Annotated in this window: 17 protein-coding genes; 12 read left to right on the top strand and 5 right to left on the bottom strand. The window is 39.8% G+C overall.

What is annotated here, in order from left to right; translation table 11 throughout:
- The first annotated feature begins 30 nt into the window (after window positions 1-30).
- Complete coding sequence (locus tag AN486_RS20120) at window positions 31-210, top strand: hypothetical protein (protein ID WP_053537915.1); 180 nt, start codon at window positions 31-33, stop codon at window positions 208-210.
- 162 nt (window positions 211-372) lie between these two features.
- Here AN486_RS20120 and AN486_RS20115 read toward each other — a convergent pair whose 3' ends face one another.
- Complete coding sequence (locus AN486_RS20115; RefSeq protein WP_290602289.1) at window positions 373-1,248, bottom strand: alpha/beta fold hydrolase; 876 nt, start codon at window positions 1,246-1,248, stop codon at window positions 373-375.
- Window positions 1,249-2,077: 829 nt separating this feature from the next.
- Here AN486_RS20115 and pyrH point away from each other — a divergent pair.
- The 3 genes from pyrH to AN486_RS20100 all read left to right on the top strand — a co-directional run bounded on the left by pyrH (window position 2,078) and on the right by AN486_RS20100 (window position 4,726).
- Window positions 2,078-2,806 (top strand): UMP kinase, encoded by a 729-nt coding sequence (gene pyrH, locus AN486_RS20110; protein WP_027403325.1) that lies wholly within the window; start codon window positions 2,078-2,080, stop codon window positions 2,804-2,806.
- Window positions 2,793-3,341 carry a ribosome recycling factor gene (gene frr, locus AN486_RS20105; protein WP_190381985.1) on the top strand — a complete coding sequence of 183 codons (549 nt, stop codon included), beginning with the start codon at window positions 2,793-2,795 and terminating at the stop codon, window positions 3,339-3,341. The genes pyrH and frr overlap by 14 nt, the downstream gene beginning before the upstream one ends.
- 266 nt (window positions 3,342-3,607) lie before the next feature.
- Window positions 3,608-4,726 carry a geranylgeranyl reductase family protein gene (locus tag AN486_RS20100; RefSeq protein WP_290602287.1) on the top strand — a complete coding sequence of 373 codons (1,119 nt, stop codon included), beginning with the start codon at window positions 3,608-3,610 and terminating at the stop codon, window positions 4,724-4,726.
- Window positions 4,727-4,786: 60 nt separating this feature from the next.
- Here AN486_RS20100 and AN486_RS20095 read toward each other — a convergent pair whose 3' ends face one another.
- The 3 genes from AN486_RS20095 to AN486_RS20085 all read right to left on the bottom strand — a co-directional run bounded on the left by AN486_RS20095 (window position 4,787) and on the right by AN486_RS20085 (window position 6,674).
- On the bottom strand, window positions 4,787-5,872 hold the full coding sequence (locus AN486_RS20095) for an AI-2E family transporter (protein ID WP_053537911.1): 1,086 nt from the start codon (window positions 5,870-5,872) through the stop codon (window positions 4,787-4,789).
- A gap of 88 nt (window positions 5,873-5,960) precedes the next feature.
- Window positions 5,961-6,152, bottom strand: coding sequence for a hypothetical protein (locus tag AN486_RS20090; RefSeq protein ID WP_290602285.1), 192 nt, complete (start codon window positions 6,150-6,152; stop codon window positions 5,961-5,963).
- A gap of 273 nt (window positions 6,153-6,425) precedes the next feature.
- Window positions 6,426-6,674 (bottom strand): hypothetical protein, encoded by a 249-nt coding sequence (locus AN486_RS20085; RefSeq protein WP_290602283.1) that lies wholly within the window; start codon window positions 6,672-6,674, stop codon window positions 6,426-6,428.
- A gap of 395 nt (window positions 6,675-7,069) precedes the next feature.
- On the opposite strand from AN486_RS20085, the gene AN486_RS20080 reads away from it, so the two are divergent.
- From AN486_RS20080 to AN486_RS20045, 8 genes are all read left to right on the top strand, one after another.
- A complete protein-coding gene (locus AN486_RS20080; protein ID WP_290602281.1) occupies window positions 7,070-8,494 on the top strand; it encodes a transcriptional regulator in 1,425 nt (474 codons plus the stop codon).
- A 250-nt stretch (window positions 8,495-8,744) separates the two neighbouring features.
- Window positions 8,745-10,838 (top strand): WD40 repeat domain-containing protein, encoded by a 2,094-nt coding sequence (locus AN486_RS20075; RefSeq protein WP_290602279.1) that lies wholly within the window; start codon window positions 8,745-8,747, stop codon window positions 10,836-10,838.
- Between the two features lie 4 nt (window positions 10,839-10,842).
- On the top strand, window positions 10,843-12,096 hold the full coding sequence (locus AN486_RS20070; protein WP_290602277.1) for an ATP-binding protein: 1,254 nt from the start codon (window positions 10,843-10,845) through the stop codon (window positions 12,094-12,096).
- Window positions 12,097-13,238: 1,142 nt separating this feature from the next.
- Window positions 13,239-13,772, top strand: coding sequence for a YdcF family protein (locus AN486_RS20065; RefSeq protein WP_053537908.1), 534 nt, complete (start codon window positions 13,239-13,241; stop codon window positions 13,770-13,772).
- A gap of 105 nt (window positions 13,773-13,877) precedes the next feature.
- Window positions 13,878-15,041, top strand: coding sequence for a GuaB3 family IMP dehydrogenase-related protein (locus tag AN486_RS20060; protein ID WP_290602275.1), 1,164 nt, complete (start codon window positions 13,878-13,880; stop codon window positions 15,039-15,041).
- 165 nt (window positions 15,042-15,206) lie between these two features.
- Window positions 15,207-15,329: a hypothetical protein gene (locus AN486_RS20055; RefSeq protein ID WP_290602273.1), complete on the top strand. Its 123-nt coding sequence runs from the start codon at window positions 15,207-15,209 to the stop codon at window positions 15,327-15,329.
- A gap of 107 nt (window positions 15,330-15,436) precedes the next feature.
- On the top strand, window positions 15,437-15,760 hold the full coding sequence (trxA, locus tag AN486_RS20050) for a thioredoxin (protein WP_027403318.1): 324 nt from the start codon (window positions 15,437-15,439) through the stop codon (window positions 15,758-15,760).
- Between the two features lie 443 nt (window positions 15,761-16,203).
- On the top strand, window positions 16,204-17,274 hold the full coding sequence (locus tag AN486_RS20045; RefSeq protein WP_053537906.1) for an LOG family protein: 1,071 nt from the start codon (window positions 16,204-16,206) through the stop codon (window positions 17,272-17,274).
- 141 nt (window positions 17,275-17,415) lie between these two features.
- On the opposite strand, the gene AN486_RS20040 is transcribed toward AN486_RS20045, so the two are convergent.
- A complete protein-coding gene (locus AN486_RS20040; protein WP_199924369.1) occupies window positions 17,416-17,565 on the bottom strand; it encodes a hypothetical protein in 150 nt (49 codons plus the stop codon).
- Between the last annotated feature and the right edge of the window lie 319 nt (window positions 17,566-17,884).

The following is a 17,884-nucleotide window of genomic DNA, read 5'->3' as shown; positions in this document are numbered from 1 at the left end:
GCAAAAAATTAATTGAGTTCAACAATTATTATGTCAAACCAAAATATTCCATCTCAAAATATCCCATCTGATTTAGTTGTAGAACTATCCGTAGAAGAACAGCAACTTCTATCTGGTGGTCATGGTGGCTGGCGTGGTGGCCGGCGTGGTGGCCGGCATGGTGGCTGGGGTGGTGGCTGGCGTGGTCATCGTCGCCACGGATGGTGGTAAGTTAGCCTAGTCCACAAAATCAGTCTTAATAGTTTAAAGTTAATTTCTCTGAATTTGCTTTTTTTCTGTACTAGTGCCGCCGGGCAATCAACCATTAAAAATTTCTGAAAAGCTTGTGTAATCAGCTTTTTTTATTTTTAATGGTTGATTTTTAATTCCGCCCTACGGTACTAGTAGTTCACCAATCCAATCAAGTAAAATTGGATTTACTAATTCAGGTGCTTCATCTTGAGGACAATGTCCCACACCTTCTAAAGGAATAAACTTTTGAACTTGGGGGAAATTGGCTAACTCTCTACCTAAATTAATAGGTTCCCAAGGGTCAGCCGTTCCCCATAAAATAATTACTGGACAAGATATTATAGGTAATAAGTCTTCCGCTAAAGGACCACTGGAATAAGCCGTAAAAGCTAAAAATACAGCCGCAGCCCCAGGATCTTTTGCCGGTGTCATTAAAATATCTACTAACTCATCTGTTACCGTTTCTCCGTTAGCATAGGCTTGTAAAAGAATATTTTTAACTGTTGGTGGTTGAGCTAGACGATTAAAAAAGAAATTACCTACTGGTTTAATTGCTAGAAAGTTTTGTAAAATTGGTGTACCAAATCGCTTAATCCAAGGTAAGCTTGGACGTTTACGATCATGTAATAACCGCAAAGAACAGTTAAGCAAAGCAGTTCCCAAAGCCATATCCGGGTTAATTACCGCCGCTTGCATAGCGACAATACAACCAATAGAATTACCTACCAAAAATGCAGGTTCACCCACCACTTCCCGACAAAAATCTGCTACTTGTTGTCCCCAAGTTTCTAAGGTATAGGTAATTTCTCCTGGTTTGGGTTTAGCTGAACCCCCAAAACCAATTAAATCAATTGCATAAACTCGGCAATTTGCGGCTAAAGCTGGAATATTTTTGCGCCAGTGTCCCCAGGATGCACCAAATCCATGTATCAGAATTACAGCGGGTCCTGTATTCCCTTGAGTTTGGTAACAAATAGGAAAATCTTGCCAAGTCCAAGTTTTCGGAGAATCTGTCATGATAAATGCAGTTTTTTGTTAATTTAATATTAAGGCTTTAAATAAAAATTATGTAACCGCTCAATAAATGGGGACGGACTAAGTAGTGAGACAAAATTAATTACACAATGTCATTGCGTAAGCGTGGCGTTAGCCATATAGAACGAAGTGAAATGAAGCAATTCCAACGGTTGTGATTGCTTCCCTTCGCTCGCAATGACTGTAAGTAGTCGGACAAAATTAAATTCACTCGTTGAGAGAGGGAACAGGGAACACTTCGACAAGCTCAGTGCATCGCAGGGAACAGGGAACAGAAAAATCAATTGTGTAATTAATTCTGTCCCATTACTTAAATATTTTTGTCCAATTACTTACCTGTTCAGGAAAGATTTTACGCCATTTGGGGCTTGTCCTTGAACGATTAACCCCGGATTATTGAGCAGTTACAGATGATCACCCACAAGCAGCATCAGCCCAGGAAGTAGATTATTTAAGAAATGCGGGTTCTTCGGTTCTTTTTATGGAAAACCTGGTTCAAAACCATTGAAAGCCTTATTGTGTAGGCATTTCATTGAAAATATGGTCATAATTGTTTATAACCCTTGCCCCGTAAGGGTTTTGTTATAATCAATCCTCAATTACCATAAAAACAACGCAAGAGCCGAAGTGCGATCGCTAAATTACCCCAAGATATGTTCGAGTGATGGCAAAATCAGCAAATACAGCCAGACCAAACCGAACAAATTGGGACTTTATGCAAATGGCGGACAACCTAAATAGACACAGATAGTCACTCTACTGCTATCTTAAATTGGAGGCAATTGCAACTTTTTTGATAAAGCGGAACTTCATGGGAACGAATTACCGACGGGTTTTACTTAAACTGAGCGGTGAAGCCTTAATGGGCAACTTAGGCTATGGCATTGACCCAGAAGTGGTTGAGGAAATAGCCAAGGAAATAGGAGAGGTGATAGCCACTGGTGTACAGGTGGCTATCGTGGTTGGCGGTGGCAATATTTTTCGAGGCATTAAAGCAGCATCAGCAGGTATGGATCGGGCAACCGCTGACTATATCGGCATGATTGCCACGGTAATGAATGCCATGACCCTGCAAGATTCTCTAGAACGAATGGGAATTCAGACAAGGGTGCAAACGGCGATCGCTATGCAAGAACTAGCAGAACCATATATTCGCCGTCGTGCCATCCGTCATCTTGAAAAAGGACGGGTGGTAATTTTTGGCGCAGGTTCAGGGAATCCCTTCTTTACTACAGATACTACTGCGGCATTAAGAGCGGCAGAAATTGAAGCAGAAGTGATTTTCAAAGCTACTAAAGTAGACGGCATTTACGATGCTGACCCCAAACTTTATCCTGATGCCAAGCGTTTTACCACCCTTACCTACGCCCACGTGTTGGCTAAAGATTTGCGAGTTATGGATAGTACCGCAATTGCTCTATGTAAAGAAAATAATCTCCCCATTTTAGTATTTGACCTCACGGTGCGAGGTAACATCCACCGGGCAGTCATGGGAGAATCTATTGGCACTCTTGTGGGAGGTTCTTGTGAAATTAGCTGAAGCTGAAAGTACGATGCAAAAAACCGTTGAGTCTACTCAACGGGCTTTTAATACAATTCGTACCGGTCGCGCCAATGCGAGTTTATTAGATAAAGTCCAAGTGGAGTATTACGGTACACCAACATCTTTGAAATCTCTGGCAAACATTAGCACGCCAGACTCTTCAACCATCCTGATTCAGCCCTACGATAAGGGCAGCTTAAATATCATTGAAAAAGCTATCTCTCTGTCGGACGTGGGCTTAACTCCCAGTAACGATGGCGTTGTGATTCGGTTGAATATTCCCCCACTAACCAGCGATCGCCGGAAAGAATTTGTTAAACTTGCGTCCAAGTATGCTGAAGAAGGTCGTGTAGCAATTCGCAATATCCGCCGGGATGCTATCGAGTCCATTCGCAAACAGGAAAAAAGTGCTGAAATCTCCGAAGATGAATCACGAGATCAGCAAGACAAACTCCAAAGACTGACCAACAAGCACACAGAAAAAATAGACCACTTGTTTGTAGAAAAGGAAAAAGAGATCACCACTGTGTAAGGTGACAGGTGACAGGTGACAGGTGACAGGTAAGAATTTTACCAATCACCAATCACCAATCACCAATTCCCAATTCCCAATCTCCATTTACTAAAAATTAATAAAAAAATCATCACCCCTTATATATACTGGACATCTCCAGAAATTAAATATGCGTATCCTAGAACCCTTGTAGAGACGTTCCATGGAACGTCTCTACATTCTTTTCTGGAGATGTCTACTGAAAAATCAACTAAGTTAAAATAGAACGCAAAAAATTAGTCATTATGTACGATTGTATAATTGTCGGTGCAGGACCTGCCGGTGGAACAGCCGCATATCATCTAGCGAAGAAGGGGCGGTCGGTCTTAGTCTTAGAAAAAGAATCCCTACCCAGATATAAGCCCTGTGGCGGTGGCGTGTCACCTAGCGTAGCTCAATGGTTCGACTTTGACTTCAGCCCTGCTATCTCTACCAAAGCTGACTCTTTGCGCTTTACCTGGCAATTAGGCGATCCTGTAGAAGCAAAAATTGATACCAAAGAACCCGTTTGGATGGTGCGGCGGGATATTTTTGATCATTTCCTGATCCAACAAGCTCAAAATCAAGGGGCTGAACTACGAGACAAAACAGAAGTTAGAGGAATAGAATTTAAAAACGATGCTTGGCAAATTACCACAGCCACAGGCATAGTCACTGGTCGTTATCTCATCGCCGCTGATGGTGCAAAAGGTCTAATGGCTAAATGGCTAGGTTTTAAAGAACGCAAACGCCGATTAGCAGGAGCATTAGAAGCAGAAATTCCGGCAATTGTCGAGAAAAAAACCACAATTCACTTTGAGTTTGGCTTGGTCAAAAACGGCTATATCTGGAACTTCCCCAAAACTGACTGTTATTCTATCGGAGTCGGCACTTTTATGGGTGGCGAACCCCAAGACTTTAAGAAAATTTTAGATGAATATGCCAAATCTTTTAATTTAGATATCAAAACTAGTAAACAATACGGTCATCCTCTATGTATTTGGGATGGAAACCAAAAACTCCATACCCAAAATGCAGTTTTAGCTGGAGAAGCAGCCTGTCTAGTTGATCCCTTTACCGCCGAAGGTATTCGTCCCTCCATTTTTAGCGCCGTTCTTGCCGCAGGATTTATTCACGATGCTTTAAATGGTGATATTCACGCCCTCGAAAACTATACCAATGCCATTAACGAACAATGGGGAAATGATATGGCTTGGGCGCAAAAACTAGCAGGGGCATTCTATCGCTTCCCTGGTGTTGGCTACAAGGTCGGTGTCAAACGCCCCTCTGGCGCTCAAATCATGGGTAAAATCCTCTGTGGAGAATTACGTTATAGTGATGTCGCTGGTCGCGCCTTAAAGCGGTTAATTCCTGGTTTTGGTTGATACAGCAAGATTCACCTAAGTAGGGGCGCAGGGTCTGCGCCCAGTCAGGAGTCTCAACTTTTACACCTGATCATTGATATCCGAATATTCCTCAACTATAGTTAATTCTGGATGATCTTCTTCATTATTATTCCAATTATCTAACACATCTTTAATTAATACTTCTTGTACCCAAATTTTGGCAACAACCGTCAGAGGAAGTGCTAAAAATAATCCTAAAAATCCAAAAAATGTCACAAAAAATAACTGAGAAATTAAAGTAACTGCTGGTAGTAAAGACACTTGATGTGCCATGACTACAGGTGTGATAAAATTGCTCTCAGTCTGTTGAATAATAAAGTAGAGAATAAACACAGCAACAGCTTTCCAGGGATTATCCAAAAGAGCGATCGCCATTGCTGGGACTACACTCATAGTTGGACCCAAATTAGGAATTAAATTCATAAATCCCGCTAACACGCCCAAAGCTAGTGCAGCCTTCACTCCTAAAATTGATAAACCCACCAAACTCATCAGCCCTACCACCAAAACACCAATAGAAGCACCAGTCACCCATCCTCCTAAAGAAACTTCACATTCCTGTACAATCCCCCCTACCCGCCGCCGATAAAAGGAGGGAAATATGCGAATAAATACTTTTTGATAAGCATCAGGATTAACTAAAAACATTCCTGTTAACACCAGGACTAATAGAATTTTGAGAACAACTTCTAACGATCCAGAAACAAAAGCAAAAGAATTACCTAATAAGCGATTAAATAGCGGTTGGGCTTGTTCAATTAAACTATTCAGATCCGGTATATAAGGTAATAATTGTGCAGGAATATGACTTCTTTGGACATCAATCCAACTATTAAAACGCCCAAATCCTTGGGGAACTCGATAAGTGAGTTCATGAAATTGCTGGATAAAAGGTGGTACGATTAACCAGAAAAAACAGACAACACCTGCAAAGAAAATCCCTACAGCTAATAAAACTGATAATCCTCGTTTTATTCCTAAACTTTGAAAGCGCCGGGCGAGACGATTTAAAGTCGTCGCTAAAACAACCGCCGCAAATATTAGTAGCAGAACGTCACGAAGTTGCCACAATACATATAAAGATATAACTAAGGCAATTAAGCCTATCCATTGACCAAGATTCACAAGCAAGACTCCCAGCTTGGTAAAATGCCTTTTGATGACAATGCAGTTAGGTTAGCTGATTTTAGCAACACGGACTATATTTTTTCCGTTAATTTTGCTTTTGTCTGGGTATTCGCCACAGGAGAACAGTGGCCATAATTATAGTTGGTAACAAAACCATAATTAACACATTTGTCACCGTTGCTGGAATCCCTAAAAACGGACAAGCATATTTAATTAATACCGAGAGCAAAGTCGAAAATAATAGCAGCTTCAGCAAAAATCCCAATTGATTTTCCATAACAGTGCGGGGAACACATAATTTTATAAGGGTATATACCAAATAATAACTGAAAATAATAAATCTTTATCTCGTTCCTAGTCTCTGACTAGGAATGCAGTTGATGAGGCTCTGCCTCCATCTTATCTCATTGAAGCCAGAGCCTTATCTTATTCATTCCCAGTCAGAGACTGGGAACGAGATAATGGGAATTCATTCCCAGGCGGGCTATGGGTTTTACGTTAAGTTGACACCATTGAGCAATGCTAAACCATTATAAATTTTAACGGAAATTTAGTCTTCATGTTCATCCTCTGCAAGAATTTCACGAAGTTCATCCTTAGCTTCCTTAGCCATATTTAGAGTGGTAATAGTTGCTATAGCACCACCACTTGCGGTTAAACTAGCTTCTGAGAGTTTATTGAAATAGATTAACCCTACCCCAAATAATGTAATCATAGCTGACGCTGCGGAAACAAATAAAGCAACATTAAAAGTTAACTTTGCTTGACGAAGTAATTCTCTTTTTATTTCATTTCTCATGGTCTTGACTACCTTTTTAGATTATTTAGAGGGTGCTTTCCGCGTTTCATATTTTTATGATGTCATCCTTATTAGGCTATAAAGTTTAACCAAAGTATAGACATAGGTATATTAGAAGTAGATATAGATTGAAGTATATTTAAAGTATATTCAAAGTACAAATATTGGAATTTATCTTATTTAGAAATATCAATTACGACATTTTTATATTATAATTTATTCTAAAACCACAGCAAAAATCTTTTAGTCTACTTCAGTAGACTTTCGCTATTAGACTGGGAATTCATTCCCAGGCGGTTTATGATGCAACTGGAAAAATGATGGCTAAAAAACATTAATCAGACCATTTTCACCAAAAATCAGCTATAATCCTTACTAAAATCTAAACAACATCCATGAATTGGCAAGACTTCCTTAACCAACAAGCAGCTAGTCAAAGTTTATCCCCTGAAGAAACAAAAGCTTTATTAACCGCACTCCCCAAAGAAAATGAAGCAATAAATCAACAAGAAATTGCAAACAAATTAAATTTCTCTATAGCTAATGTCAAAGCTTACTTCAAAGAGATTTATAAAAATTTTGAACCTGTATGTCCTGAACTACAAAATACTAGTAGTAGAGGTAAATTAGAAAAATTACGTAACTATTTAACTCAAAAATATTATGGTATATCAAAAACAGAACCATCTATCCCACCAGAATTTCAATCATTAATTACCGAAAAAATCAAATCCTTCTGCGGTCGCGGATTTGTATTTACTGCCTTTGCAAACTTCATCAACACCAATAAAAAATGCTATTTTACAGTTATCGGTGATGCGGGAATGGGCAAAAGTACCATCGCTGCAAAATACGTTTTTGAACATAAAACAATTTGTTATTTCAACAACTTACAAGAAAATCGTAATAGTCCTGAACTATTTCTGGAAAGTATTCGTCAACAACTGATTAACCGCTATCAATTAACAAATGTGGATAAGGATGATTTATCAACATTACTGGTAAAAGCTACTGAAAAACTAACCACCAATGAAAAATTAATCATTGTCGTTGATGCACTGGATGAAGTCAAGCAAGAACCAGGAGGAGAAAATATTTTATATTTACCAAAAACTCTACCAGATAATGTTTATTTCTTCCTAACTAGACGACGTTATGAAGCAACTAAAGAACGACTCTATGCTGAAGGATTGAAAACAGAATCTTTAGATTTAACTGATCCTAAATATAACCAAGAAAATCAGCATGATATTCAAGAGTATATTCGCTTCTGTTTAAAAAATGATCCAGAACACAAAGCCGGATTACAAACTTGGATAGAAACCAAACATATCACTCCCGACGCTTTTGTAAATCAGTTAGCAACCAAGAGCGACAATAATTTTATGTACCTGCGCTATGTCTTACCAGCAATAGCAGAGGGTAAATATAATGATTTGAATTTAACCCAATTACCCCAAGGTTTACAGAATTATTATCAAACTCATTGGGAACGGATGAAAATGAATGATTCATCTGAAAAAATGAAAGTAATGATTCTGTTTATTTTAGTGGAAATTGGTACACCAATATCCGGTGAGATGCTTTTTGAGATCGTTAATGAAGATGAATGTGATGTGCAGAATATTTTAAATGAATGGATTGAATATTTGAAACTGCAAACCATAGATGAAGATATTTGTTACAGCATCTATCATGCTAGTTTCTTAGATTTCTTGAAAGGGAAAAGAGAATTTAAAGCAACTCGCAAATTATTTACAGAAGTAAATCAGCGCATTGTTGATTATTGGGACAGGACAGGGATGATAATAAAATCTTAGGATTTCCGTAGGTTGGGTTAAGCAAAGCGCAACCCAACCCACCACCTTGATTCACACTAAAAAAATATCCAACTGTCATTGCGAGCGAAACAAAGTGTAGCGCAGCAATTGCAAAGACTTGAAGATTGCTTATTGATTCAAAAGGAGAAATTGAGATTGTAGTTAGCGAAGCACAACCACACAACCAATTTAATGTTGGGTTTCCTTACGTCAACCCAACCTACAGATATTAATTTTTATCAAAAATCTTATGCCAGCAACTAACAAAAAATCATTATCAGATAAATCCTATTCCCAAAAAGCTTATTTGGGTAAATTTCCTTATAATTTGGTAAACTCCGGTAACTTAACCAAATATTTCCAAATCCTCACAGATTATCAATTCATATCTAACAAAATTAATCATCCTGACTTTGGTATCCAAGCATTAATTGAAGATTATGATTTATTAGATGCTACCCAAACCGCAACCCACCCAGACCAAACCAAAACCTTAAAAGATATTCAAAGTGCTTTGCGACTGTCTGCACATATTGTCACCCAGGATGAACAACAATTAACAAGTCAATTATGGGGAAGGTTACAAACCATCAACACCCCAGCAATGCAAACCCTATTAACCCAAGCACAAACAACTCACCCTCACCCTTGGTTGCGTCCCCTCACCCCCAGTCTCACCCAAGCAGGAGGAAGGTTACTCCGCACCCTCTCAGGTCATAGTGAGTCGGTATATGCAATAGCAGTGACAGCAGACGGAAAATGGGTTATTTCTGGTTCTTGGGACAAAACTGTGAAGGTGTGGAATTTAGAGACAGGGGAGGAACAGTTGACTCTCTCAGGTCATAGTAGTTATGTACAAGCAGTAGCAGTGACAGCAGACGGAACACGGGTGATTTCTGGTTCTAGGGACAAAACTGTAAAGGTGTGGAATTTAAAGACAGGGGAGGAACAGTTGACTCTCTCAGGTCATAGTAGTTCGGTACAAGCAGTCGCAGTAACAGCAGACGGAACACGGGTGATTTCTGGTTCAGAAGACAAAACTGTGAAGGTATGGAATTTAAAGACAGGGGAGAAACCGTTGACTCTCTCAGGTCATAGTAGTTCGGTACAAGCAGTCGCAGTAACAGCAGACGGAAAACGGGTGATTTCTGGTTCAGAAGACAAAACTGTGAAGGTATGGAATTTAAAGACAGGGGAGAAACCGTTGACTCTCTCAGGTCATAGTAGTTCGGTACAAGCAGTCGCAGTAACAGCAGACGGAACACGGGTGATTTCTGGTTCAGAAGACAAAACTGTGAAGGTATGGAATTTAGAGACAGGGGAGGTACAGTTAACTCTCTCAGGTCATAGTAGTTCGGTACAAGCAGTCGCAGTGACACCAGACGGAACACGGGTGATTTCTGGTGATTCAGAAGAAAATACTATGAAGATATGGAATTTAAAGACACAGAAGCAAGAGTTAACTCTCTCAGGTCATAGTAGTTCGGTACAAGCAGTCGCAGTGACAGCAGACGGAACACGGGTGATTTCTGGTTCTAGGGACAAAACTGTGAAGATATGGAATTTAAAGACACAGAAGCAAGAGTTAACTCTCTCAGGTCATAGTAGTTCGGTACAAGCAGTCGCAGTGACACCAGACGGAACACGGGTGATTTCTGGTTCTAGGGACAAAACTGTGAAGATATGGAATTTAAAGACACAGAAGCAAGAGTTAACTCTCTCAGGTCATAGTAGTTCGGTACAAGCAGTCGCAGTAGCAGTAACAGCAGACGGAAAACGGGTAATCTCTGGTTCTTGGGACAAAACTGTGAAGGTGTGGAATTTAGAGACTGGGGAGGAACCGTTGACTCTCTCTGGTCATAGTGATTCGGTACTAGCAGTAGCAGTGACAGCAGACGGAAAACGGGTGATTTCTGGTTCTTGGGATAAAACTGTAAAGGTGTGGAATTTAGAGACTGGGGAGGAACCGCTGACTCTCTCTGGTCATACTCGTTATTTACTAGCAGTAGCAGTAACAGCAGACGGAAAACGGGTAATCTCTGGTTCTTGGGACAAAACTGTGAAGGTGTGGAATTTAGAGACTGGGGAGGAACCGTTGACTCTCTCTGGTCATAGTGATTCGGTACTAGCAGTAGCAGTGACAGCAGACGGAAAACGGGTGATTTCTGGTTCTTCGGACAATACTGTGAAGGTGTGGAATTTAGAGACAGGGGAGGAAATAGCTACTTTTAGTGGTGACAGTGACTTTTATTCCTGTGCAGTTACACCAGATGGGTTAACAATTGTTGCGGGTGACGCTGGGGGAATGGTGCATTTTTTAAAGTTGGAAAATGCGGGAGAATGAAATTATGAACTCCACACCTAGACGACCAACTATGAATAATGCCATAGTTAATCACCAAGAATTTGCAGCAATAATTCACCAAAAAAGCGCGAATTTTCTGGGTCGTAATTTCGTGTTTACTGCGATTAATAATTTTCTCAATCGCTACAACCGGGGTTATTTCACTATTATCGGTCTACCCGGTAGCGGTAAAAGTGCAATTATTGCTCAATATATTAATCAAAACAATCCCCCAGAAAATCGCCAGGTAATTTATTACAACGCTGAACTAGAGGGGAAAAATCACGCTGAAGAATTTCTCAAATATATATGTTCTCAAATTATCGCCACATTTGATCAAATATCTCTGCCAAATTTACCCGATAACGCAACAGAGGGAAGTTGGTTTTTATCTTTGCTTCTCCAACAAATCAGCGACCATCTACAATCAAATCAACCAAATCAAAAATTAATTATTGCTATTGATAGTTTAAATTGCATTAATTCCCAATTACAACCACCAGGAACAAATATTTTTTATCTTCCCCGCTACATTCCCCAAGGGGTGTATTTTCTCCTTACCCGTCGTCCGTTTTTATCCAGTAATTCCGGTTTATTAATAGAAGCACCGGTGCAAAGTTTGCATTTAGAAGATTATTCACAGGAAAATAAACAAGATATTCAAAATTATATTCGGAGAAACCTAACCCCCCTCACCCCCCTTCCCTACGAGGGAATGGGGGGACAAGATAATTCTAACTCTCCTTCTCCTATTACAGAAATAGAGGAAAAAAACTTGTCTAATTCCCCTCTCCTTGTAGGAGAGGGGTTGGGGGAGAGGTCAATCAAATCCTGGTTAAATATCAACCAAATAAACGAAGGAGAATTTATTACTAATTTAACCAACCGCAGCGAAAATAATTTTATGTATGTGAGTCAAATTTTAGCTGCCCTTACTAATAATTTTTATCCCCAACCTTCCCAAATAGGAACATCATTTCCACCACCATTAGAAACCTATTACCAACAACATTTAGAAAAAATGCTGGGTTCTCAATATCAAGATTTTCCCCTAGCAGTGTTGCAAGTTCTATCCCAGACAACACAACCTATATCAGTTACAGATATTGCTAATTTGCTAAATACTGATGAATATGATATTGAAGAATTATTAGAAAATTGGTTAGAGTTCTTGCAAATAGAAACTATTTTTGACTCAACCACCTACAAATTCTATCATGATAATTTCCGCCAATGGCTCATAAAATCTCTGTTTTGATCCTGTTCATCCTTTAATCCTGTACATCCTGATAGCGAAGCATGGCGTATCACTCCTCCGTCGCCACGCAAGCTATAGCCATTTCTGACAATTTACCTAAGAGACTTCCAAATAAAAAAATGTCCCAAAACTGATGCAGAAATTCTCTCTCTGTGTACTCTGTGCCTCTGTGGTTCGTTTCTTAGGATAATTTATTTCTTGGAAGTCTCTAACTAGTACATCACGGCGTAAATAAAGCAACCATATTCAATCGCCAAAAAGCTTACTGTATATTAGTTTTGACTTTTGACTTTTGACTTTTGACTTCCGCCCTGCGGTACTAGCCACTTAGAGACTTCCAAATAAAAAAATGTCCCAAAACTAACGCAAAAACCCTCCCTATTTCTTCTCTCTCTGTGTTCTCTGTGCCTCTGTGGTTCGTTTGTTCATTTATTTATTGGGATAATTTATTTCCTGGAAGTCCCTTAGGAACGCAAATTTAATAACCTGCAATTCTGACTTAACCTGAAATGGTGCGTTACGCTGTCGCTAACACACCCTACTTTTGCACTTTATTTAATTCATATTCCTTAATATTACTAGCAAAAGCGATCGCCTCGAAGGTAAATATAAAGATTTATGTATTCTTTCCTGATTATATTGATTAAGAATTGAGAATTATGTTTGTGAAAACAAATAAATCATTGTCACATATAGCAAGCAGTTACACTAATTAAAATTCTTAGGCGTGTTAAGTCTTATAGTAAACCTAAAAATTATGTTGTCAATGAGTGGTGAGACACCTTTGATTAATTTTCTCAGATAGTTTAGGATATGGCAGAAATTACAGCGACGTGGATTCAGTTAAGTAGGTGAGCGTTGAAAATTGTCGTTATGGCAAGGCAAAAGGCAAGAGGCAAGAGGCAAGAGTGAAGAGGGTTTGGGCGATTTTACATTTCTTTACACAGTTTGGTTTTATTGTGTTCACCTACTTACTATGATCGCAACGTTACAACTTTTTTCTAGACATAGTTCGCAAAAACTTATACTAACCATCATCCCTGTGCGTTATTGTGCTGATTTTTAAAGAAAACTCTAGTCCGAATAGACATACCTATAGAGCCTTGAATAAGCTAATTTTGACAGGGAAATCTGTGAAATTTATGGCTTGTCTCCTACCCTTATTTATCTGGTGGGGGTGCAAAGCAGTACAAAACCAATTTGTACAACCACAAGCAATCTTAGTTTTGGGCGGTTCTACTCGCTTACTAGAAAGAGAAAAGTTTACAGCCAAATTAGCTCGCCAATATCCCAATATACCTATTTGGATTTCTGGAGGCAGTCCACCGCAGCATACTAAAAAAATATTTGCCAATGCAGGAGTTGATACCCAGCGTTTAAATTTAGACTATGAAGCTGTAGACACAGTTACTAATTTTACTACTACAGTGGATGAATTGCAATCTCGTGGCATCAAAAGTGTTTATTTAATTACATCTGACTTTCATATGCGTCGTGCTTGCATCGTTGGTGAAATTGTTTTAGGTAGTCGAGGCATGAATTTTAAACCCCTATCAGTTCCTTCAGAAAATTCACCAGAACCGATTGAAAAATCTCTTCGGGATGGTGCTAGGGCAGTTATTTGGGTAGCCACAGGTTATACAGGTGCTAATTATGCCAATAAAAATAAACCCTAGAACATCAGAACCGAATTAAAAATCAAAAATTTTCAATTGTTCCCAATTCCCAATATCACCACAATTTGATACCCTAGCTTAAACAGTTTTGAGAAAAGTTAAAGCGTGGAAATTCAACTTGGGCGGGGAAAAGTGGCGCGTCGAGCCTATGGAATTGACGAAATTGCTTTAGTCCCTGGTAACAGAACTCTCGATCCGAGTTTAGCTGATACCAAGTGGCAAATCGGCAATATTGAGCGAGAAATCCCCATTATTGCCAGTGCAATGGATGGTGTGGTTGATGTACAAATGGCTGTTCGCTTGTCCCAGTTGGGGGCATTGGGCGTAATTAATTTAGAGGGTGTCCAAACTCGCTATGCCGACCCCGAACCGATTTTAGATCGGATTGCCTCCGTCGGCAAAGATGAATTTGTCAGCCTGATGCAAGAACTATATGCTGAACCAATAAAGCCGGAATTAATTGAAAAACGTATTCAGGAAATTAAACAACAAGGCGGTATTGCGGCAGTTAGCGCAACTCCAGCAGGTGCAAGCAAATATGGCGAAGTCGTAACTAAAGCTGGAGCAGATCTATTTTTTATCCAAGCTACAGTAGTCTCTACTGATCATATATCTCCAGAAGCTATTACTCCCCTTAATTTAGCGGAATTTTGCCGTTCTATGTCCATCCCTGTGGCTTTGGGAAATTGCGTTACATATCAAGTCACCTTAGAGTTGATGAAAGCTGGTGCAGCAGCGGTATTGGTAGGTATTGGACCCGGTGCTGCTTGTACTTCTCGTGGAGTGTTGGGCGTGGGCGTACCTCAAGCCACTGCGATCGCCGATTGTACAGCCGCTAGAGACGATTATTATCGGGAAACCGGTAAATATATCCCCATCATCGCTGACGGTGGTTTAATCACCGGAGGAGACATCTGTAAATGTATTGCCTGCGGTGCTGACGCTGTTATGATTGGTTCTCCATTTGCCAGAGCCGCCCAAGCCCCTGGGCGTGGTTATCACTGGGGTATGGCAACTCCTAGCCCAGTCTTACCTCGTGGGACTCGCATTCGCGTGGGTACAACTGGAACTCTAGAACAAATACTCAGAGGACCTGCTGGTTTGGATGATGGTACTCATAATCTTTTAGGAGCTTTAAAGACGAGTATGGGAACTTTAGGGGCTAAAAACATTAAGGAAATGCAGCAGGTTGAAGTTGTCATTGCTCCTTCTTTGTTGACAGAAGGTAAGGTTTACCAAAAAGCCCAACAGTTAGGTATGGGTAAATAAGGGATTGGGGACTGGGGACTGGGGATTGGGGATTGGGGACTGGGGATTGGGCATTGGGGACTGGGGATTGGGCATTGGGCATCGTTAAGGGTTTTCTGCTGACAACTGACCATTGACAACTGACAACTAACCATTGACAACTGACAATTGACAACAACTTTGAGAATGACTGGAAAAATCACATATCTAGCCTACAATAGAGATGGCGGAGACAAAAGTTTCCGTTCACTCCTCACACCACACTCCGCCCGGACTAATGTTCGGGCGGTTCCTTATGGTAGGGATTAGTTTTCTAGTTTCCTGGCAAATGTATATCCTTTATCCTTAATAGGATGTTTTTGCTATGGTAGAATTTTCACCAACCTCGGAAATATCTTATGTAAAGGTTTTTAGGTATGTCAGCAGCAGAACAAGTTACAGATTCTACGTTTAAGCAAGAAGTCCTCGACAGCGAAGTTCCCGTATTAGTTGACTTTTGGGCTCCTTGGTGTGGTCCATGCCGCATGGTAGCCCCTGTTGTGGACGAAATCGCCACTCAGTATGGAGATCAATTAAAAGTTGTGAAAGTTAATACTGATGAAAATCCTCAGATTGCTAGTCAGTATGGTATTCGCAGTATTCCTACATTAATGATTTTCAAAGATGGACAAAAAGTAGATATGGTGGTCGGTGCTGTACCTAAAACCACTTTAGCTAACACTTTGGAAAAGTATCTTTAAGCTGAATAGACAATAAACTTAGCTTAAACAGTAGAAGCCTCTCACCTACCCGATAGGGAGGTGATGAGATGAATACAATACGCGTAAGTGAAGAATTGACCAACGAGCAAAATTGAGCATAGCGAAATCAGCAATGTTGGTCGATGTTAGCGCAGCGGCACGAAGTGCGGAACGAACACTTTTTTCGTTTTTCTCCAAATATCTGATATAACACTCAGTGATAGGTGTAACCCAAATTAAATGCACCAAAGGCAGCCTATTACAAAAGTTAAAAATTATCTCCAAATGTTTGAAAAGTCATGATTGCTGTATCAAATGTTTTACCCCTCCCTAACCCTCCCCTTTATAAGGGGAGGGAACTGGATTTTTACTGTTGGTTGATTTGCGCTTTACTGTATTAGCAACTTTCGTTAAAATATAATGCCATTATTGCGGCAGTAAGTATGACTTCTGAAGCGTCCTTTTCTTCATTAGATTCTCTCCAAGCAGATATTGCTGAACTCATAGACCGTTTACCGACACTAAAACATCGGCAATTTATTCAGCAATCACTCACCACAATTTTGCGTCTTGCTGATAGTGATATTGAACGTCTGGATTGGAAAATATTATCTGCCGCTTTAGCAGATATGGAATGTGGTTTCCAATTATTTTATAACTACCGTCATGTGCGGAAAATTACTATTTTTGGTTCAGCGCGTCTAGCACCAGATACACCAGCATATCAAATGGCTCTGCAATTTAGTCGGGCTGTTTCCGCGCTAGGATTTATGATTATGACAGGTGGTGGTGGTGGGATTATGCAAGCTGGTCAAGAAGGTGCTGGTAGGGAAAATTCCTTTGGTTTAAATATTCAGTTACCTTTTGAGCAACAAGCTAACCCAATTATTGAAGGTGATGCTAAACTAATTAATTTTAAATACTTTTTCACTCGCAAGTTATTTCTTCTGAAAGAAAGTGATGCTGTGGCTTTGTTTCCTGGTGGTTTTGGCACTCAAGATGAGGCTTTTGAATGTATGACATTGAGCCAAACAGGTAAATTTGGTCCAGTTCCTTTGGTGTTAATTGATCAACCAGGAGGCGATTATTGGCGTTCTTGGAGTCAATATATTGATGAGAAATTGGTAAAAACAGGGCTTGTTAGTGCAGATGATCCGAGTTTGTACACTGTTACAGATAATCTTGAAGTTGCTTGTAATGCCATTACTGGATTTTACCGAATTTATCACTCTAGTCGTTATGTTGGTGATCAGTTGGTGATCCGGTTAAAAGAAGATTTATCCGATGCTCAAGTGGAATTACTTAATACTCATTTTTGTGATATTTTGCTGACAGGTAAAATTGTTAAAAGCCAAGCATTACCGCAGGAGGAACAAGATGAAACATCTAGTTTACCCCGGTTAGTTTTAAATTTTAATCAACGAGATTTAGGGCGTTTATATCAAATGATTGGAGTAATTAATCAGGTGGGTGTTCCCACTCCAGAGGAATTGGCACATCCAGAAAGGAAGTAAGTAGGTTGGCGTTGAAAATTGTCGTTATGGCAAGGCAAAAGGCAAGAGGCAAGAGGCAAGAGTGAAGAGGGTTTGGGCGATTTTACGTTTCTTTACACAGTTTGGTTTTATTGTGTTCACCTACTTAACCTATCCAATTTATTAATTAGGAATGTGAATTAAATAAACTGCAAAAGTCAAAAAGTAGGGTGTGTTAGCGACAGCGTAACGCACCATTCCACAGACTTGCACTATGGGAAATATTATGTAGGGCTTGCTGATAGCGTAGCGTGGTGTTAACCATATAAACATAAAACTGTTACAAGTTAATGATTTGATGGGGATAGAAGGTGAATTAGGTGCAAGGAATAAGCGTTAAAATTGTTCATTTACCAAACTGACAAGTCAGCACTGACGCTATCACTTTCCCAGATTTAATCTTTTTTATAATCGTCTTTAGCCAGGGGAGTGTCAACAATACTGATAAATATAATCAGGCTCGTATATTAGTATAAGTTGCTAGGAAAAGAGGGAATTAAAAGTTAAAAATAGTTTCAGAATACAGCACTTCCCGATGTTATCAGGTACAAGAACCACGCCCCCCACCCCCTCCAGTATAAAAAGCTTATCC

Origin of the sequence: Anabaena sp. AL93 (genome assembly GCF_001672085.1) — a bacterium.
Lineage (GTDB): Bacteria > Cyanobacteriota > Cyanobacteriia > Cyanobacteriales > Nostocaceae > Dolichospermum > Dolichospermum heterosporum.
This window is presented reverse-complemented; position numbering and strand designations above follow the sequence as displayed.